We start from the raw sequence: 15,470 nt of genomic DNA, 5'->3' as shown, positions 1-15,470 counted from the left end.
CAAAATCCACCAACTTTCTTTGCGGGAGCGTTACACTAAGTGTGTTGAATCCACTCGAGAAAGGAAGTTTTCGCATGCATTACAATTTCGATGAAGCGGTCGAACGCCGAGGTACCTATTCATTAAAATGGGACGGAGCGGAATTGATCAAACAATTCGGCATTACCGACCGGTTCGATGAAGACACCATCCCGCTGTTTACTGCGGACATGGATTTACCGGTTGCGCAGCCGATCGTCGACGCGCTCCATAAAACTGTCGACCACCGCATTTTCGGCTATACGATTTTGCCGGACAGCTATTTCGAAGCGATCCAGCATTATTTCAACAAGCGCTATGAATGGAATATCCCGAAAGAGCAGATCGTCTTTAGTCCAGGCACGGTGCATGCCTTGAACATTGCGGTCAAAGCGTACACCGAACCTGGCGACGGCGTCATCATCCAGCGACCGGTATACCCGCCATTCACATCGGCTGTGGAAGGCAACGGTCGCGTCGTTAAAAACAACGCACTCGTAGCTGGAGAAGACGGCCATTACACAATCAATTTCGAGGAATTTGAAGAACTGGCGAAAGACGAAGACACGAAATTGTTCATCCATTGCCATCCGCACAATCCGACGGGGCGTGTCTTCACTCCGGAAGAATCGCAAAAGCTTGCGGCCATTTGCAAGCGCCACAACGTGACGATCATCGCCGATGAAATCCACGGAGACTTGATCCGTACCGGACAGACCTTTACGCCGATGGTGCTCGCGACAGACGACAGCGATCATATCATCACGTGCACTGCCATCAATAAAACGTTCAACGTCGCAGGCTTGCATTGCACGAACGTCATCATCGAGGATGAAAAATTGCGTGAGAAGTTTACGTTGGAGCTCGGTATGCAATTGCCGACGCCGTTTACGGTCGCGGCACTGATCGCCGCCTATACCGAAGGGGACGACTGGCTCGAACAATTAAACAGCTATCTCGACGGCACGCTCGAATGGGTGCAGGCGTTTCTCAAAGAGCGCATGCCGAAAGTGAAAGTGCGCATCCCGGAAGGTACGTATGTCTTGTGGCTCGATTTCCGTGCTTATGGCATCGACGATCAGGAGATCCACGACCGCATTTACAATAAAGCGAACGTTGTGTTGGAGGATGGGACGATGTTCGGCGAGGAAGGCGTAGGATTCCAGCGCATGTGCATTCCGTCGCCGCGACCGCTTATCGAACAAGCGATGGAGCGCATTGCGCATGAATTCGAAGATTTGAAATGATGTTTTCGTGTAAGGTTTTCCGGGAAAGCTAGAGGGAGACGGAAAACGAAAGGACGTGCTCCTGTGGCATTGAAAGCGGTATTTCTTAATTGTTCATTAAAGAGTTCAGAAGAAGAATCCAATACAGAAGGTTTCATGAAAGATGTGCAAGTGCATTACAATCAGCTCGGCGTTGAATCGGAAATTATTCGTCTGGCGGATTACTACATCGCATTCGGCGTAGAAGAAGATATGGAAGACGGCGACGAGTGGCCGGAGATTTTGGAGCTGGTAAAAGATGCGGACATCCTGATCATCGGCACGCCGCTTTGGCTCGGCGAGAAAAGCTCGATCGCGACACAAGCAATCGAGCGGCTTTACGGTTCGAGCAGCGTGACGAACGATAAAGGCCAGTCGATTTTTTACAACAAAGTCGGTGCTGCGGCAATTACTGGAAATGAAGATGGTGCCAAGCATGCGGCGGCGTCCTTATTGTATGGCTTGTCGCATATCGGCTTTGTCATACCGCCGAATGTGGATGCCTATTGGGTCGGGGAAGCAGGTCCTGGGCCGTCTTATTTAGAAGCAGGCCACGGCAACGACTTCTCGAAATCGGCCATCCAGCGCCTTGCGTATAATACTTTCCATTTGGCGAGCATGTTGAAGAACACGCCGATTCCGGCACAAGGCAATACATTATAAAAATAAGCCCCTTTCTCATTTTGAGGAGGGGTTTTTGTGTTGTGTCATTGAATAGGAGATGGCGCTCCAAGGGGCACGCTTTAGGCCCGCAGGATGCGGGTCATGCAGCTGGCGCGACAGGACGTCGCGATGCCAGCTGCCCTCGGACTCGTTTCACTTATTCCGCAGGAGTCGCCTCCTTGCGCTGCATCTCTAGTTTTAGAGCGGGGAATCAAATACAGCATTCACTAAATTCATGGTGTAAAAGCAAGTTCCTGTAATTAAAAATACATATGCTTGAGTAAAGGGAGAGATTGAATGAAGACTATTGCGGGGTTTCTCATATTGACGGGCATCATCCTGTTTTTGACGGATGCTGATGTGCTAGCGCCTTTGGCGGAGTTTGCGTATTATTTCATCGGCGGGGGTTTGTTGCTGTTAGGCATCACTCAGCTTGCTGGAAACCGCGAGAAGCATTGGCTGTGCCGGATCGGGGTTTCATGATTTCGATCGCCAGGAGCGTGTGTTGGAAATGCCCGCCATGCGCTGGTATCGTTGCAAGCGCTGCGGCAAGGAAAAGCGGGCAGCGTCCATCGTCTGATGAATAAAAAACCAGGAATCTGCATTCCTGGTTTTTCTACGGTTAAAAATCGAGTGCTTCGCCGTCTGCTCAAACATAGTTTTAACTGGATTGAGCCTTTTAAATAATGGGGGGGCCTTCAATGCTCGAAAGGAAAGTCTTTCAACTAAACAATTTTTAACAATTAAAAGGCTTGTATCTGAACCTATATAGTAATATTGTAGACAGATGAACAGAGCGATTCGGAAAATATTTCAAGGTACTTGCAGATGTACACCGACGATCAGTTGGCGAGAATGGAGAGTTATTGTATGGTGAATGATCAATCGCGGTATTCGAGGCTTGCGAACATCACACGCATTATCAATACGAAGCTGGATTTGCACGAAGTTTTACAACAGGTAACGACGGCAATTTCAGAGGAAATTGTCCGATGCGATTCCGTCGGGATCTATTTGCCGGAAGGTGATGGAACTTACCGCGGATTTGCGGGAAAACCGGAGGTAATGAGCGGAGTGACACTGCAATCGCAAATTATCGATCCGGCAATAGACCCTTTGGCGGCAGAATTAATCGAGACAGGAAAAACCATTTATATAGCGGACACATCAACAGACAACCGGCCGGATCCGAGGTCGGTGAATGCTTTCCAAATCAAATCCCTATTGGCCTTGCCGATCTCTTATGAAACAGAATTTATCGGAATGGTGTTCCTGTTCGATTACGGCACGCCGATGAATTTGACACAATCCGAGATTGAAAGCGTTGAAGCTTACGTAAATATGGCTGCGGTCGCGATTCAAAACGCGAAAAGCTTTAATCAAAAAGAGAAGTTGTTGACAGAAAAGCAATTATTGCTCGACCTTACCCGTGAACTGTCTTTCTGTTCGACGATCCAAGAAAGCCTGGACGTTTGCTTCGGCTATTTGAAACAAGCGTTTGACGATGGGAATTTTGCCGCACATATTATAAAACCATCGAGCGTGTATGGCGGCACGCCGATCCAATTTCACGCAAACGATGGAATGGCCGAACAGGACTGGAATAAACACATTGACAGAACCGCCTTAACAACCAGTTATGTGGAACTGCTCAATCGTGCTGCATTGCATAAAAAGCCGATAAGGACTGACCTAGGCGCTCATCAAGAGTTGCTCCTGCTTCCCGTAATTTCCATGGGAAAAGTGCACGGCATTGTTTCTGCGGTATGCAGCTGCGGGGCGGCACAACATGCCATCGAGTTGCAGATTCCTTTTGCCCAATCCGTTATCGATGCCACCGCTCCGGTATTTTCGAATTTATTGTACATGGATCAATTGGCAGGTATGGTCGAAGAGCGGACGAGTGCACTGTATGCCGCGAACAAGCGGGTCAATAGTGTGATCGAAAACATCACGGACGGTTTTTTTGTGTTGAATAGAAACTGGGAATACACCTATATCAACCAGCATCTTTTTTTACCGGGAGGCAAAAAAGCGGACGAGGTGCTCGGCAAAATGATTTGGGATGTGTATCCGGAAACTATCGGAACACTCACCTATAACGAGTTCCATCACGCCATGGAAGAGCGCGTGACGGTGCGCTTTGAGGCGCAATCCGATGCGGAAGATTTTTACTTTGAAATTACCGCCTATCCGTTTGATGACGGCATATGCTGTGTGCTGAAAAACATCAAGGAAAAGAAGAAATACGAGAAAGAACTGAAAAGGCTGGCCAATTTGGATTTGATCGGCCAGATGGCGGCGGGGATCAGCCATGAAATCCGCAATCCGATGACCACGGTACGCGGCTTCCTGCAATTGATGGTAACGAATGAGCAACTGGAGCCGCATGCTGCGCATTTCAACCTGATGATCGATGAACTGGACCGGGCGAACACCATCATCACTGAATTTCTGTCGGTCGGCAATACCCGAACTTCCGATATGAAAATGATGAACCTAAACACCATTCTCGAAGATATTTCACCATTGATCAAAGTCGATACATCCAATCAGAACAAACAAATCCGAATTTATACGCAAGAGGTGCCGGAACTTTTGCTGAACCATAATGAAATCCGGCAATTGATCATCAATTTATACCGCAATGGACTCGAAGCAATGGATGAGGGGCAGACGCTGACCATCGGCACCTATTTGGAAAACGACGATTGCGTGGTGCTGGCAGTGCAGGATCAGGGCAGCGGCATCGATTCCGCGATCATCGAGAAAATCGGCACGCCTTTTTATACGACAAAAGACGAAGGTACAGGCCTCGGCCTCGGCATTTGTTACGCAGTGGCGGCACGCCATAATGCGACGATCAGCATCGAAACGGGACCCGAGGGAACCATCTTTTTTACAAAGTTTCCGGTCGGACCACAGATAGACGGGGAGCATTCATCTCTTCGTCAGTGAACTAAAGTTTACCTTAGGGTCAACTTGATCCGTGAATAGAAACAAGGGCAGCTGGAAAAGGTCATATCTCATGACCTTTTCCAGCTGCCCCTGTTAGTTCTTAAAAATTGAAAGCTTCACCGTCTTGTGGAACGTGCAGTTTATCAGAGAAGCCTTGCTTGACTGCATATTGCTTGAGATCTTCGCGGGATAATGTCCAGTGATTGACTGCTTCCATATGGCTCGCGATCAATGTCGCTTGCGGCGCCGCTTTGTGCGTTTGTTGGACATCCTCTTTGCCCATGACGAGTGAGCCGCCTTGTAGGAATTGATTGTCGCCTGCGTTCAAGACGATGACTTCCGGCTGATGAGCCTCAATCGCTTCTTGTACGCCTTCATACCAAACCGTGTCTCCAGCGACATAGAGCGTTTTTTCGTCTTCGTGTTGAAAGACCACGCCGCAGACAAGCCCTGCCATTTTCAAGATTTCGCCACGGCCGTGTTCGCCTTGCGTCTTGATTAGGCGGATGCCTTCGAAACTCGTATTTTTGCTGAGGATTGTGACATTCGTGAAGCCGTCGTTGCGGAGCACTTGTGCGTCCTCTTCGTTTTGGCTGAAGAGCGGCAGATGTTTCGGCAAGATCTCTTTAGCCGCTTTGTCGTAATGGTCCAGGTGAAGGTGAGTGATGATGAGCGCGTCGATTCCTTCGATGAGCTGTTCTTTCGGTATCGGCAACTCCTTCAAGGGATTGTTTTGATCTTGCCGTGCGGAATTCGGGAATGGCGGATAGCTTCCTTTATCGCCGAGGAACGGGTCGACGAGGAAATGCTTGCCAGCGTATTGGATGCGTAAAGTGGCGTTGCGGATCTGTTCGATTTTCATGATTCGAACTCCTTTCCTGAGGTGTGCCCCTAGTATATACTGAAACTCATGATAGAGACGATGGCCTCGTGAAGGTCTTTTGGCGTTTTCACTTGATTAATGAAAGGAATTGACCTGGGAATGGATTCGACGGATCAACTTATCCTGCGTGAACTTTCCGGCAACGGCCGCATGACAATGAAAGAGCTTGGCGAAAAAGTGCATTTGACGGGGCAGGCGACCGCTGCGCGCGTCTTGAAATTGGAGGAAGCGGGAATTATCGATGGCTATACGATCCGGGTGCCAAAAGAAAAACTCGGCTATCCTGTACACGCTTTTGTCACGGCCATTATGCACGAACCCCGTCACCAGAAGTTTCTCGATGTCTTGGACCGCCGGACAGAAACCGTCAGCCGTTATTTCAAGACAAGCGGAGAAGGCTGTTATTTGATCGAATGCCATTTCCCGACGCATCAAGAACTTGACAGTTTTCTAAACGACATCAGCGAGTTCGCGAGCTACAAAGTCACCATCGCCATCCAGCAATACGGATAGGATTTCGAATGAATACAATCCAATGCAAAAAAAGCCGTGCAGCTGCACGGCTTTTTCCGTTCCTTATTTCTTTCCGATCGCCAAGGCGAACTGTAAATACATCAAACCGTTGCGCGCTTTTTGCGTCATCATCAATGTCAGGCGCTCAAGCTCCGCTTCTGTAATGTGATGGCTTTGCGCACGGGCGCTTTCTTTCTCAAATGGCTCCGCTTTTTTGACTACTTGCAAATAGCTATTGTCGATGCGGTTGCGGATATGCAATGCTTTTTTCACCAACATGCTCTGCTCTTCAGACAACTCATAGCCGTATACTTCTTTCGACAGCCAGTACAAGGCCTTTAGTGCATCGTTTTTTGTCGTCTGGATAAATGGCTTGAGCGGTTTTTTCAAGCTCTCTTCTTCAAACCAAATACGCTGGAAGTTCGCCCGTGGCTCCTCGACGCCAAGTTGCAGCGCGTGGTTCATCAATAGCGCCATTTTATCGAACAAGGAATAGGCTTGGCGATACACTTGCTTTAAGTTTTCGTTGCGCTGCGAGTAGACTGTATTGTCGCCGTCCATCTTATGATCATCCGCCACTTCGTCGGCAGTCAAAGCCGTATAAAGCGAGCGGCGCATCGACGTGAACTCATGCGTCAACGAATCCAGGTAATTCCCGAGAAATGCATTGTTTTGGATACGCAGCGGCAAATCGCGTTTTGCCATTGTATCGGGCTCGATATCGTTGCCGCTGTTAAGGAACAAACGCTGTTCGGCAGACCAGTCCAAGTAACGTTGTTCGTCCTCAGTTGGCGCCGGCTGGTCGACCAGTTTCACCGGTTCGACGTCACCGAGCTGCCCGACCATGTTTTCGGCGAGTTTGATGCGCTCCTCGTATAGCTTTTTGCCTTTGTCATCTTGAATATCGGTTTGCGCAACATGGAACAATTCAAGCGCTTTTTCCAATGCGCGCAGGCGTTCCGCTTTAACGGGCAGGAATGTTGAGTAGAAAATCAATGTCCAGCCGAACTCGCCGTTCAAGCGCTGGAATGATGGATCTTTATCTTCTTTGACCATTTCCTTCAACACTGCTTGCGCGTCAATTGAGCGACCGGTGTGGACGAGCGTTTCGGCATAGTTTAAGCATACTTGGTTCCAGACGCTCGCCGGTATGCGCCCACGGTAGGTTTCGAGTGTGTTGTCGTACAATTCTAATTGGAGCTGTTTGAGGTCCGAGTTCCAATCTTTTTGCTGTTGGTGGCGAATCGATAGATGACTCGTCTCCAGCAAGACGACGAGCGGGTAAGCCGCTTTGCCTTTTAGGCGTTCTTTCAAATGGTTAATCATCGAATTGATGCGGCCCGGGTAGGCTTCCGCTTTTGCTTGCTGCAATTCCTGAAGCAGCTGGTGGGTGGCACTGTAAATTTCCTTTATTTCAAATTGACCTAAATCGTCGGATAGCGCGATGTCGCTTAAAGTTGCCATGCCATTTCCTCCTTGATGCGTTTTGATGTGTCTATCTCCATTCTAAGGGAAAAAAGTCCATTGGTCACCCCGCTGCAGGAAATTGGCAGAAAATATGGAATATAAGGGGAGAGGGTGAGAGGAGGAATGACGGTGGATAATTCTCATGAACCGTTTTTGTGGATTCCCGTAGTGACTGAACATCAAGGAGAAGACTTTCAATTAAAGGACACTATGATCACAGGCAAGGAGTTCCGGACAGCCGCGCAGGGTGAATCCCGTAAGCATGCCCCGATTTCGCGGGCCAATCTAGAAGAGATGGTGCGCGGCTTTGAAGGATATGAAGTGGAAACGATCGAGTTGAATATCGTCGGCGGCATCGAAACCGGCGTTGCCCTGCAATTTATTGTCGCTGGGAAAGCAGAAGCCGGCATGACGGTGACATTGAAAAAGATAGGTGCGGTGAAAGAGCCCAGGAGGGAATAGCTGGTAACAGATGCGCTGCCAAAAGCAGCGCATTTGTTCGCTTAAAGAAGTTTATGGAGGTCGAGATGTTATTATTTATGGGTTTATTTACATACAAGGGTGTCGATCTATGAGTAAGATCGTAAGCGCTTGAGTGAAAAGAGCTATGTGAAAAGCAGTAGTTTAAAGGTATAATGTTTATTATATTCCAATAAAAAGAGCTATATGAATCATATAGGAATTTCCATGTTGATTAAAAAGTCCTTGTTACTATAATTAGCTCTTACAAATAATAAAGGCCTCTAAAAGGATAGTCCATTTTTGGGTTTGCTATGTCAGGAGGGTCTGCTGTGTCCACGGTTCCACATATTAGTTTGATTTCACTCACATTTGTTGTTTCCGTTGCCACCAGTTATACGGTTTTGATTTTGATTGAATATGTCCGCAAGCGTAAACCGGCTGATAACATCCGTCAAACCTTAATAGGAGCAATAACGCTCGGAAGCGGTTTGCTTGCGATGCATTTGATCGGTATTTTAACGTTCATGGCAGAGTATCAATTTACGCCAAGATACTGGTTGCTCGGTTTAGCGTTCATTTCGGCATGCTTAAGTGTCGCTCTTTTATTGCGCATCCTTGGAAAACCGCTTGTCGGCCGTCGTACGCTTTGGCTGAATGCCCTATTCACGGGTTTTTTCGGCAAGGCTGCCTATTTTTTAACCGTTTCGGGAATGCTTGACGTCAGGTTTGCATCGATTTCGCCACTGTATTATTTATTGTCGGTCATGATTGTAGTTGCAGTATGCTTTTTTGGCTATCGTTTCATACAGCAAATGGAATTAAAGCCTCAAACCGAAACGAGACGCATCACGAATGCGTTTATTATTGGAGCAGTGCTGACACTGCTTCATTACACATCGATGAATACTTTTTACACGGATGCGGCGCTGCCTGCTCCTGCATCAGAAGGTATGTGGGCTGTGAACATCGCTGTCGCTGTTGCAGCTGTTGTTGCTTTGCTTTTAGTCTCATCGATAAATCTGGCAAAGGTGGACATGCGGGCCATGAACACGGAGACAAAGCTTTTAAGCCAAGTGAGGGAAAGTGAAAAGCGTTTCCGAACTCTTGCTTATACCGACCAATTGACAGGCATGCCGAACCGGCATTGGTTCTTCTTCCATTTGAGGGAGTTGATGACCAGTGAGCAGAAAGAAGTACAATCGGTGACGGTCGTATTGCTGGATTTTGATGATTTTAAATCGATTAATGAATTACTTGGCCATGACGGCGCCGATCAGTTTTTGAAATTGGTTGTCGGCCGCTTGGATAATGTGTTACCAAAAGACGTGCAGCTCGCACGCCTTGGAGGCGATGAATTTGTCTTCGCCATTCCGGATGCATCCACTGCCCAGGTTGAAAAACTATGCAAAGTCATTTTGGCGGAGATGCAGCAACCAGTTGCGGTCGGAGCACGGCGCATTACGGCGAGCCTCAGCATGGGCATCAGTTGCCAACAGCAAGTGGAGTTGACTGAAGAGGACTTAATCAAGCAAGCAGACGTGGCATTATTCATGGCGAAAAGCCGCGGCAAGGAAAACTTTGAATTTTTCTCTACTGAATTATTGGATGGATCGATCCGCAAACAGGAAATCGCCGCCGCGCTTCAACAAGCACTGCTCCACGGCGAGTTTTCAGTTCATTATCAACCACAAGTGGAATTGTCGAGTGGCCGGATTATCGGGTTTGAAGCGCTATTGCGTTGGAACTCGGCGCTCGGTGCCGTGTCGCCATCCGAATTCATCCCGATTGCCGAGGAATGCGGTGCTATCCATTCAATCGGCGAATGGGTGCTGCGCGAAGCATGCCTGCAGTTGAAATCATGGCGCGAGCAAGGGCGGCCGGACATCCGCGTCTCGGTCAATGTGTCTGCCAAACAATTCCGCGACCCTGAGTTTGCCCAAAAAGTAGAGCGTATTTTAGTTGAAACAAAGGTCCCGCCTAAGTTCGTGGAAATAGAAATTACCGAAAGCTTGATGCTCGACATTGGTGCAGCAGCGGAATTGCTGCAAGAGCTGAAAGCCATCGGCGTCAATCTGGCAATCGACGATTTCGGGACGGGCTATTCATCGCTCAATGCAGTCAAAAATATTCAAGTCGATACGTTGAAAATCGATAAATCCTTAGTCGATGAAGTGCTCGGCAGCGACCGCAGCATGGCCATCCTCACGACGATCATCGAACTTGGCAGAAACTTAGGTGCCGAGGTGGTCGTCGAAGGTTTGGAGACAATCGACCAAGTAGCGTTGATGCGCCAATACGAAGTCATCGGCCAAGGCTATTATTTCAGCCGGCCCTTGCCTGCCGACAAGGCCACAAGAGTATGGGACAAATATTTGGAGCAGCCGAACGGCATGTTCCGTGCGCCGATTCTATATTGAATTTAAAAAGGCATAGCACTAGGTGTCGGATAACAACTTTTAAATAAATAGAAATAATGATTAATGATTATTATTAAATATGAATTTGAATGTTGAGCAATGCGAGTTTGGTTAACTAAATATCTTCGATTAACGGACGCAGATGAGACTGCGTCTTTTTTTTATGCAGAAATAATTTTTACAATAGTGTGATAAATATGTTCTATTTATAAACCTTTTAAATATTATTTCAGGTCATTTGCTGAGAAATAAAAAGTTTAACTAATCTTTAACCTTTAAGAATAATAATGAAATTGACAAGTAATTAAGTATCAAATTCTAGATAAGGAGGATGGGGAGATGACGTTAGAAATTCAAATACCAATCATGACTATCGTTGAAAATAAAGAGGAATGGAATCAGATTGTGAAGACCTTCGCCATCCAAGATGTGTATTACACGTATGAGTACAACGAATGGAATGCCGAAAAAGAGAATGGTAATGCTAAACTAGTTTATTTTCAAAATAGTTTAGCTAGTGTAATTTATCCATTTATCATTAGAAAGATCGATTGTAATTTTACTGAGCAACCTATATACGATATAACAAATGCTTATGGTTATGGCGGGCCTATTTGCATAGGAGATCCTGGAGGGCTTAAGGAGTTTGGAACACTTTTTCGAGAGTACTGCAAAAACATGAATATCATTTCTGAAGTGGTACGCTTGCATCCTCTTATTGATAACGCTAGTTATTTGGATATTTATTGTAAATTGCAATACATCCGAAAAACAACGGCTGTTGATTTGACCGATAGCCTTCAAAATATTCAGCAGCGTTATAGTCCTATGACAAGACGTAATATCAAAAAGGCTTTATCAAATCATTTGCAATGCCGAGTAGTTGAAAAGAGCGATGAAAATATTGCTATGTTTCTAAAGCTTTATAACGATACGATGTGTAGAAAGGAGGCTTCAAATAGTTATTACTTTAACTCGTCAATAATCAAAAAACAATTGGAAGATACAGGAGTATCCAAATCATTTTTGATATTTGTTTACTACGGGGAGCGAGTAATAGCGGCAGTAATCTTACTGATGACCAAACGTTTTGCGCATTATCATTTGGGAGCCTCAGATAAATTGTTTTTGAGTATGAGACCTAATAATTTATTGTTCGATTTCATGGTATCTTTTTCCAAGGAAAATGGCTGCGAAACTTTGCACTTGGGTGGGGGCTATCAAGAAGATGATTCTTTATTCAAGTATAAAACTTCTTTCACCAATCAAAATAATTATGATTATTATTTAGGAACTAATATTTACGACGATGCATTGTATGAAAAACTCACACTATTAAAGAACAACAGTGACAGTGAAAGGAATTTTTTTCCTTTGTATCGTAAGCCGTAAAAAGCAATGAAAGTATTTTCATAATATTAAGGGAGGAATTTTAATGAATATTCATGGAAAAAAAGTTGTTTTACGTGCTCTAGAAAGTTCGGACATGGAAAGTCTGAGAAGTTTTCATAACGATCCAGCTATCGGTCAATTACTTGGAGGATGGTCTCACCCAATATCATCAGAACAGCAAATTGAATGGTTTCAACGACAAGCGCTCGATACGCATAATTTACGCTTTGCAATTGACACTAAGGAAGACGGTTTTATCGGTGTTTCGACCATTACGAATATTGATATAAAAAATCGATCAGCTTACCATGGAATTATTATTGGTAAAAAGAATATGCAAGGGCATGGATATGGTCGAGATACAGTTATGACAACAATGAAATATGCGTTTGAAGAACTTCAATTGCATCGTTTAGATGGTGATATTGTCGAGCATAATGTACCTTCCTATAATCTTTTTGTTCATAAATGTGGATGGAAAGAAGAAGGGAGAATTCGTGAGCATGCCTATCGTAATAATCGTTATTACGACCGGATTATTGTAGGGATATTGAAAAATGAATATGAGGAGTTGTGTAATCAACAGGATTATTGGGGGCGTAAAACAGCAGAGCCGCTGAAAAGTTAATTGAAGATTTGATAATGGCTAGTGGGGGAGGGATATATATGGATCGAAAGCTAGAAGGGAAAGTCGCCATAATTACTGGAGCAGCAGGAACGCTGGGGACTGCCATAGCGGAACAGCTACTGGCAGAGGGTGCGAAAGTCGCGCTTATTGATCTCAATCAACAAGCCTTAGATGAGTTGGTAGAGCGCTTTAACAATGCTGAAGAAGTGCTTGGTTTGGTAGCGAATGTCAGTGTGGAAGAAGATGTTAAACGTTATGTGGGAAGAGTGATCGAACATTGGGGGAGTATCGATATTTTCATGAATAATGCTGGGATAATTGGTAAAACTGCTCCTCTAACTGAGCAAACTATAACGGACTTCGAAGCAATAATGAATTTGAATGTACGTGGAGTTTTTTTAGGACTTAAATATGTCTTGCCTATTATGTCTGCTCAAAAAAAAGGTAGCATCATTAATACCTCATCTGTTTCGGGCCTCATGGGAAGTAGTGGTAATTCACTTTACTCGGCTTCTAAGCATGCAGTTGTAGGATTAACAAAAACAGCCGCCTTAGAAGTTGCAAGAGATTCTGTCAGAGTTAACTCAATTCATCCTGCGCCACTCATATCAAGCATGATGGAAACAATTGAGCAATCAATAAATAAAGAGGAGCCTACTCAGGTTAGACAAAAAATAACTTCTAGAATTCCACTTGGGCGTTATGGTCAAACTGAAGAGGTTGCGAAGCTTGTTTTGTTCTTGGCTAGTGATGACTCTCAATTTATTACTGGAAGCCAATATAGAATAGATGGTGGCATGGGTGCACGGTAAGACTGGTCTTATTAATCAATAGAGGGGAATGATAAATGAAAATATTGATAGTGACAGATAATATAACAAGTTGATGAGTATTCTAATGGAATGCGGAAGGCGATTTCCTGGTGAGATTGCATACTATGTGCAAGTGTTTGTAATAGTAAACAGTCCTGAAATAACTTGTCTGTTTGAACAGTCGAGAATGAGTAAATTTTGTACCTGCGTTATCAACCCTATGAACTAAAGAGGTGAAGTTCCCGGCAGTCTTCATTAGACTATCGGGATTTTTTAGGTTTAACCTATGTTTAACATTTTATAAGTAAAATGTTAAACATAATTATTAAGAAAGGGGTTGCCGATTATGACATTTTGGAAAAAACCGCGAGAAACAGAATTGCTTCCACGTAATAAAGAAGACGTAATCCGGGAAATGTGGAGTCCGAAAAAGACATCGGATCAATTGTTCAATGTGAAATCCTACGGTGCAATCGGCGACGGCAAGGCGGATGACCGCAAAGCGCTGCAAAAAGCGATCGATGCGGCGTACGGTACAAGTAAGGGTGGCAATTTGTTTTTTCCGCCTGGGCTTTACTGCATTAGCGGGCCAGTGGAAGTTCCGGACTGGGGAACGGCTGCGGTGTCGTGGATCGGCCACAGTTCCGAGACGACGCGCATCGCACCTTCTGAACCAATGGATTACCTGGTACGCATGCGCGGGGGGAGCGGGGCTGTGAAGGGCATTCAGTTTATGGGGACAGATCCAGAAAACGGCCATATCCAACTGGCGAAAGTGTGCATGCTCGCGAGTGATATCCGCGATAAGTTGTTTTCAGGTGCTGCGTTCACTTGGGCATCTGTGCACGGTTTGCAGATTCTAGGCGAAGGCAATAACAATCTTTGCGTGTTCGACCGACTTTGCCAGTTTTCACAAAACGGCTCGGTCATTGAAGGAAGCGGCGCATCTGGAGGTGGTACGAGTGTTTCCTTCATGAAATTGGATCCTGAAGCGAGCGATGTCCATGTCGGCGCGTATTTCAAAGTCGGCTCCGGTGAAGGGTCGGTCTATCATATCGATGAAGTCGGTTCGCGCAGCATCAAAGTATCGCCGCCGTTAAAAGAGACGATTTCTCCGGGCACCCCCTATAAAATCCACCTCGGCTGCGGGTTGCAGACCGACCGCGGCAGCGACAACAACGTTTACGGTATTTATGATTGCCATTTTGTTGGTAATGCTGCTACAGGATTGATGGTGCGAGGACTTTACGGACATCACATTCAAGGCGGCAACTTCGATTCCAACGGCATATCCGGCATCCATATCGGCAGCGGAGCGATTAACACGACACCTGCTTATTCGGGCAGCATCAACCATAGCTATTTCGAAAACAATGGCTATGCCAATGTATTGCTCGATTATGCCTCAGGGCTCAGCATCATCGAACCGCTCCTCGCCGAACCTCGTGACGGCGTCGCCGGGGGGCTTGCATCGATCACTTCGCTGTATAGTGAAGAATTCCAGTATGATACGACGAGTATTTTGTTCAACGGCCGCTTGCACCAATACGTTCCGGAAGGCGGCCGTTCGCCGCTCGATATGAAAGATGAGCCGCGCGTGACGGTCAATCGCAGGGCAGGAGCAAACGATGAAGAAACGGTGAAATTACCGCCAGCGCCGAGCCACCATTTCAAAGAGGAAGTGGAGATTTTCGTTGAACACAGTGGTGGACAGGGAGTAAGGCTCATCTGTGACAACGCCAAAGTGAATAATAAGCCGGGTGAGGTTGGTGTGTTAGCACCAGTGGGTATTGGCTATAAGATCACAGCGTATTATAACCGGACAGAAAAAAGTTGGATGGTCTCGCATACAAGGCCTCTAAATTAATACTATAAAATAGAAGCTGAATTTTCAGAATTCAATTGACGATTCTGTTTATTATTGGTATTTTTGTATTACTCTAAAAAGGTTTAATGAGTATTTTGATTTTTTTATGTGCTATATGATCGATA

Annotated in this window: 13 protein-coding genes; 11 read left to right on the top strand and 2 right to left on the bottom strand. The window is 45.8% G+C overall.

The window, feature by feature from the left end; genetic code table 11:
- Positions 1–74 precede the first annotated feature (74 nt).
- The 4 genes from ACFO5U_RS08305 (at position 75) to ACFO5U_RS08290 (ending at position 4,904) form a co-directional block, all read left to right on the top strand.
- Positions 75–1,265, top strand: coding sequence for a MalY/PatB family protein (locus ACFO5U_RS08305; protein WP_377278336.1), 1,191 nt, complete (start codon positions 75–77; stop codon positions 1,263–1,265).
- 63 nt (positions 1,266–1,328) lie between these two features.
- Positions 1,329–1,946, top strand: coding sequence for a flavodoxin family protein (locus tag ACFO5U_RS08300; RefSeq protein WP_377278335.1), 618 nt, complete (start codon positions 1,329–1,331; stop codon positions 1,944–1,946).
- A gap of 297 nt (positions 1,947–2,243) precedes the next feature.
- Positions 2,244–2,429 carry a hypothetical protein gene (locus ACFO5U_RS08295; protein ID WP_377278333.1) on the top strand — a complete coding sequence of 62 codons (186 nt, stop codon included), beginning with the start codon at positions 2,244–2,246 and terminating at the stop codon, positions 2,427–2,429.
- Positions 2,430–2,816: 387 nt separating this feature from the next.
- Positions 2,817–4,904 (top strand): GAF domain-containing sensor histidine kinase, encoded by a 2,088-nt coding sequence (locus tag ACFO5U_RS08290; protein ID WP_377278332.1) that lies wholly within the window; start codon positions 2,817–2,819, stop codon positions 4,902–4,904.
- Positions 4,905–5,004: 100 nt separating this feature from the next.
- On the opposite strand, the gene ACFO5U_RS08285 is transcribed toward ACFO5U_RS08290, so the two are convergent.
- Positions 5,005–5,766, bottom strand: coding sequence for an MBL fold metallo-hydrolase (locus ACFO5U_RS08285; protein WP_377278330.1), 762 nt, complete (start codon positions 5,764–5,766; stop codon positions 5,005–5,007).
- A 120-nt stretch (positions 5,767–5,886) separates the two neighbouring features.
- On the opposite strand from ACFO5U_RS08285, the gene ACFO5U_RS08280 reads away from it, so the two are divergent.
- A complete protein-coding gene (locus tag ACFO5U_RS08280; protein ID WP_377278328.1) occupies positions 5,887–6,300 on the top strand; it encodes an Lrp/AsnC family transcriptional regulator in 414 nt (137 codons plus the stop codon).
- Positions 6,301–6,363: 63 nt separating this feature from the next.
- Here ACFO5U_RS08280 and ACFO5U_RS08275 read toward each other — a convergent pair whose 3' ends face one another.
- Entirely contained in the window at positions 6,364–7,764 is a 1,401-nt protein-coding gene (locus ACFO5U_RS08275) for an LA2681 family HEPN domain-containing protein (RefSeq protein ID WP_377278326.1), read from the bottom strand.
- A gap of 132 nt (positions 7,765–7,896) precedes the next feature.
- On the opposite strand from ACFO5U_RS08275, the gene ACFO5U_RS08270 reads away from it, so the two are divergent.
- From ACFO5U_RS08270 to ACFO5U_RS08245, 6 genes are all read left to right on the top strand, one after another.
- Positions 7,897–8,229 carry a hypothetical protein gene (locus ACFO5U_RS08270; RefSeq protein ID WP_377278324.1) on the top strand — a complete coding sequence of 111 codons (333 nt, stop codon included), beginning with the start codon at positions 7,897–7,899 and terminating at the stop codon, positions 8,227–8,229.
- Positions 8,230–8,558: 329 nt separating this feature from the next.
- Positions 8,559–10,646 carry a bifunctional diguanylate cyclase/phosphodiesterase gene (locus ACFO5U_RS08265; RefSeq protein WP_377278322.1) on the top strand — a complete coding sequence of 696 codons (2,088 nt, stop codon included), beginning with the start codon at positions 8,559–8,561 and terminating at the stop codon, positions 10,644–10,646.
- A gap of 339 nt (positions 10,647–10,985) precedes the next feature.
- A complete protein-coding gene (locus ACFO5U_RS08260) occupies positions 10,986–12,038 on the top strand; it encodes a GNAT family N-acetyltransferase (protein WP_377278321.1) in 1,053 nt (350 codons plus the stop codon).
- 43 nt (positions 12,039–12,081) lie between these two features.
- The gene (locus tag ACFO5U_RS08255) at positions 12,082–12,666 is read left to right on the top strand and encodes a GNAT family N-acetyltransferase (protein WP_377278319.1); all 585 of its coding nucleotides are present in this window, start codon (positions 12,082–12,084) and stop codon (positions 12,664–12,666) included.
- Positions 12,667–12,704: 38 nt separating this feature from the next.
- Positions 12,705–13,478: an SDR family NAD(P)-dependent oxidoreductase gene (locus ACFO5U_RS08250; RefSeq protein ID WP_377278318.1), complete on the top strand. Its 774-nt coding sequence runs from the start codon at positions 12,705–12,707 to the stop codon at positions 13,476–13,478.
- A 346-nt stretch (positions 13,479–13,824) separates the two neighbouring features.
- Entirely contained in the window at positions 13,825–15,345 is a 1,521-nt protein-coding gene (locus ACFO5U_RS08245) for a right-handed parallel beta-helix repeat-containing protein (RefSeq protein WP_377278316.1), read from the top strand.
- Positions 15,346–15,470 lie beyond the last annotated feature (125 nt).

This window comes from Planococcus dechangensis, from assembly GCF_042654465.1.
In the GTDB taxonomy this organism is placed as follows: domain Bacteria; phylum Bacillota; class Bacilli; order Bacillales_A; family Planococcaceae; genus Planococcus; species Planococcus dechangensis.
The sequence above is the reverse complement of the archived record's forward strand: the minus strand, read 5'-3'. Positions and strand labels throughout refer to the sequence as shown.

What these genes read in the sequence shown, in the direction of transcription:
- ACFO5U_RS08305 (WP_377278336.1), top strand. Translation starts at nt 75, where the DNA reads ATGCATTACAATTTCGATGAAGCGGTCGAACGCCGAGGTACCTATTCA.
- ACFO5U_RS08295 (WP_377278333.1), top strand. Translation starts at nt 2,244, where the DNA reads ATGAAGACTATTGCGGGGTTTCTCATATTGACGGGCATCATCCTGTTT.
- ACFO5U_RS08290 (WP_377278332.1), top strand. Translation starts at nt 2,817, where the DNA reads ATGGTGAATGATCAATCGCGGTATTCGAGGCTTGCGAACATCACACGC.
- ACFO5U_RS08285 (WP_377278330.1), bottom strand. Translation starts at nt 5,766, where the DNA reads ATGAAAATCGAACAGATCCGCAACGCCACTTTACGCATCCAATACGCT.
- ACFO5U_RS08280 (WP_377278328.1), top strand. Translation starts at nt 5,887, where the DNA reads ATGGATTCGACGGATCAACTTATCCTGCGTGAACTTTCCGGCAACGGC.
- ACFO5U_RS08275 (WP_377278326.1), bottom strand. Translation starts at nt 7,764, where the DNA reads ATGGCAACTTTAAGCGACATCGCGCTATCCGACGATTTAGGTCAATTT.
- ACFO5U_RS08260 (WP_377278321.1), top strand. Translation starts at nt 10,986, where the DNA reads ATGACGTTAGAAATTCAAATACCAATCATGACTATCGTTGAAAATAAA.
- ACFO5U_RS08255 (WP_377278319.1), top strand. Translation starts at nt 12,082, where the DNA reads ATGAATATTCATGGAAAAAAAGTTGTTTTACGTGCTCTAGAAAGTTCG.
- ACFO5U_RS08250 (WP_377278318.1), top strand. Translation starts at nt 12,705, where the DNA reads ATGGATCGAAAGCTAGAAGGGAAAGTCGCCATAATTACTGGAGCAGCA.
- ACFO5U_RS08245 (WP_377278316.1), top strand. Translation starts at nt 13,825, where the DNA reads ATGACATTTTGGAAAAAACCGCGAGAAACAGAATTGCTTCCACGTAAT.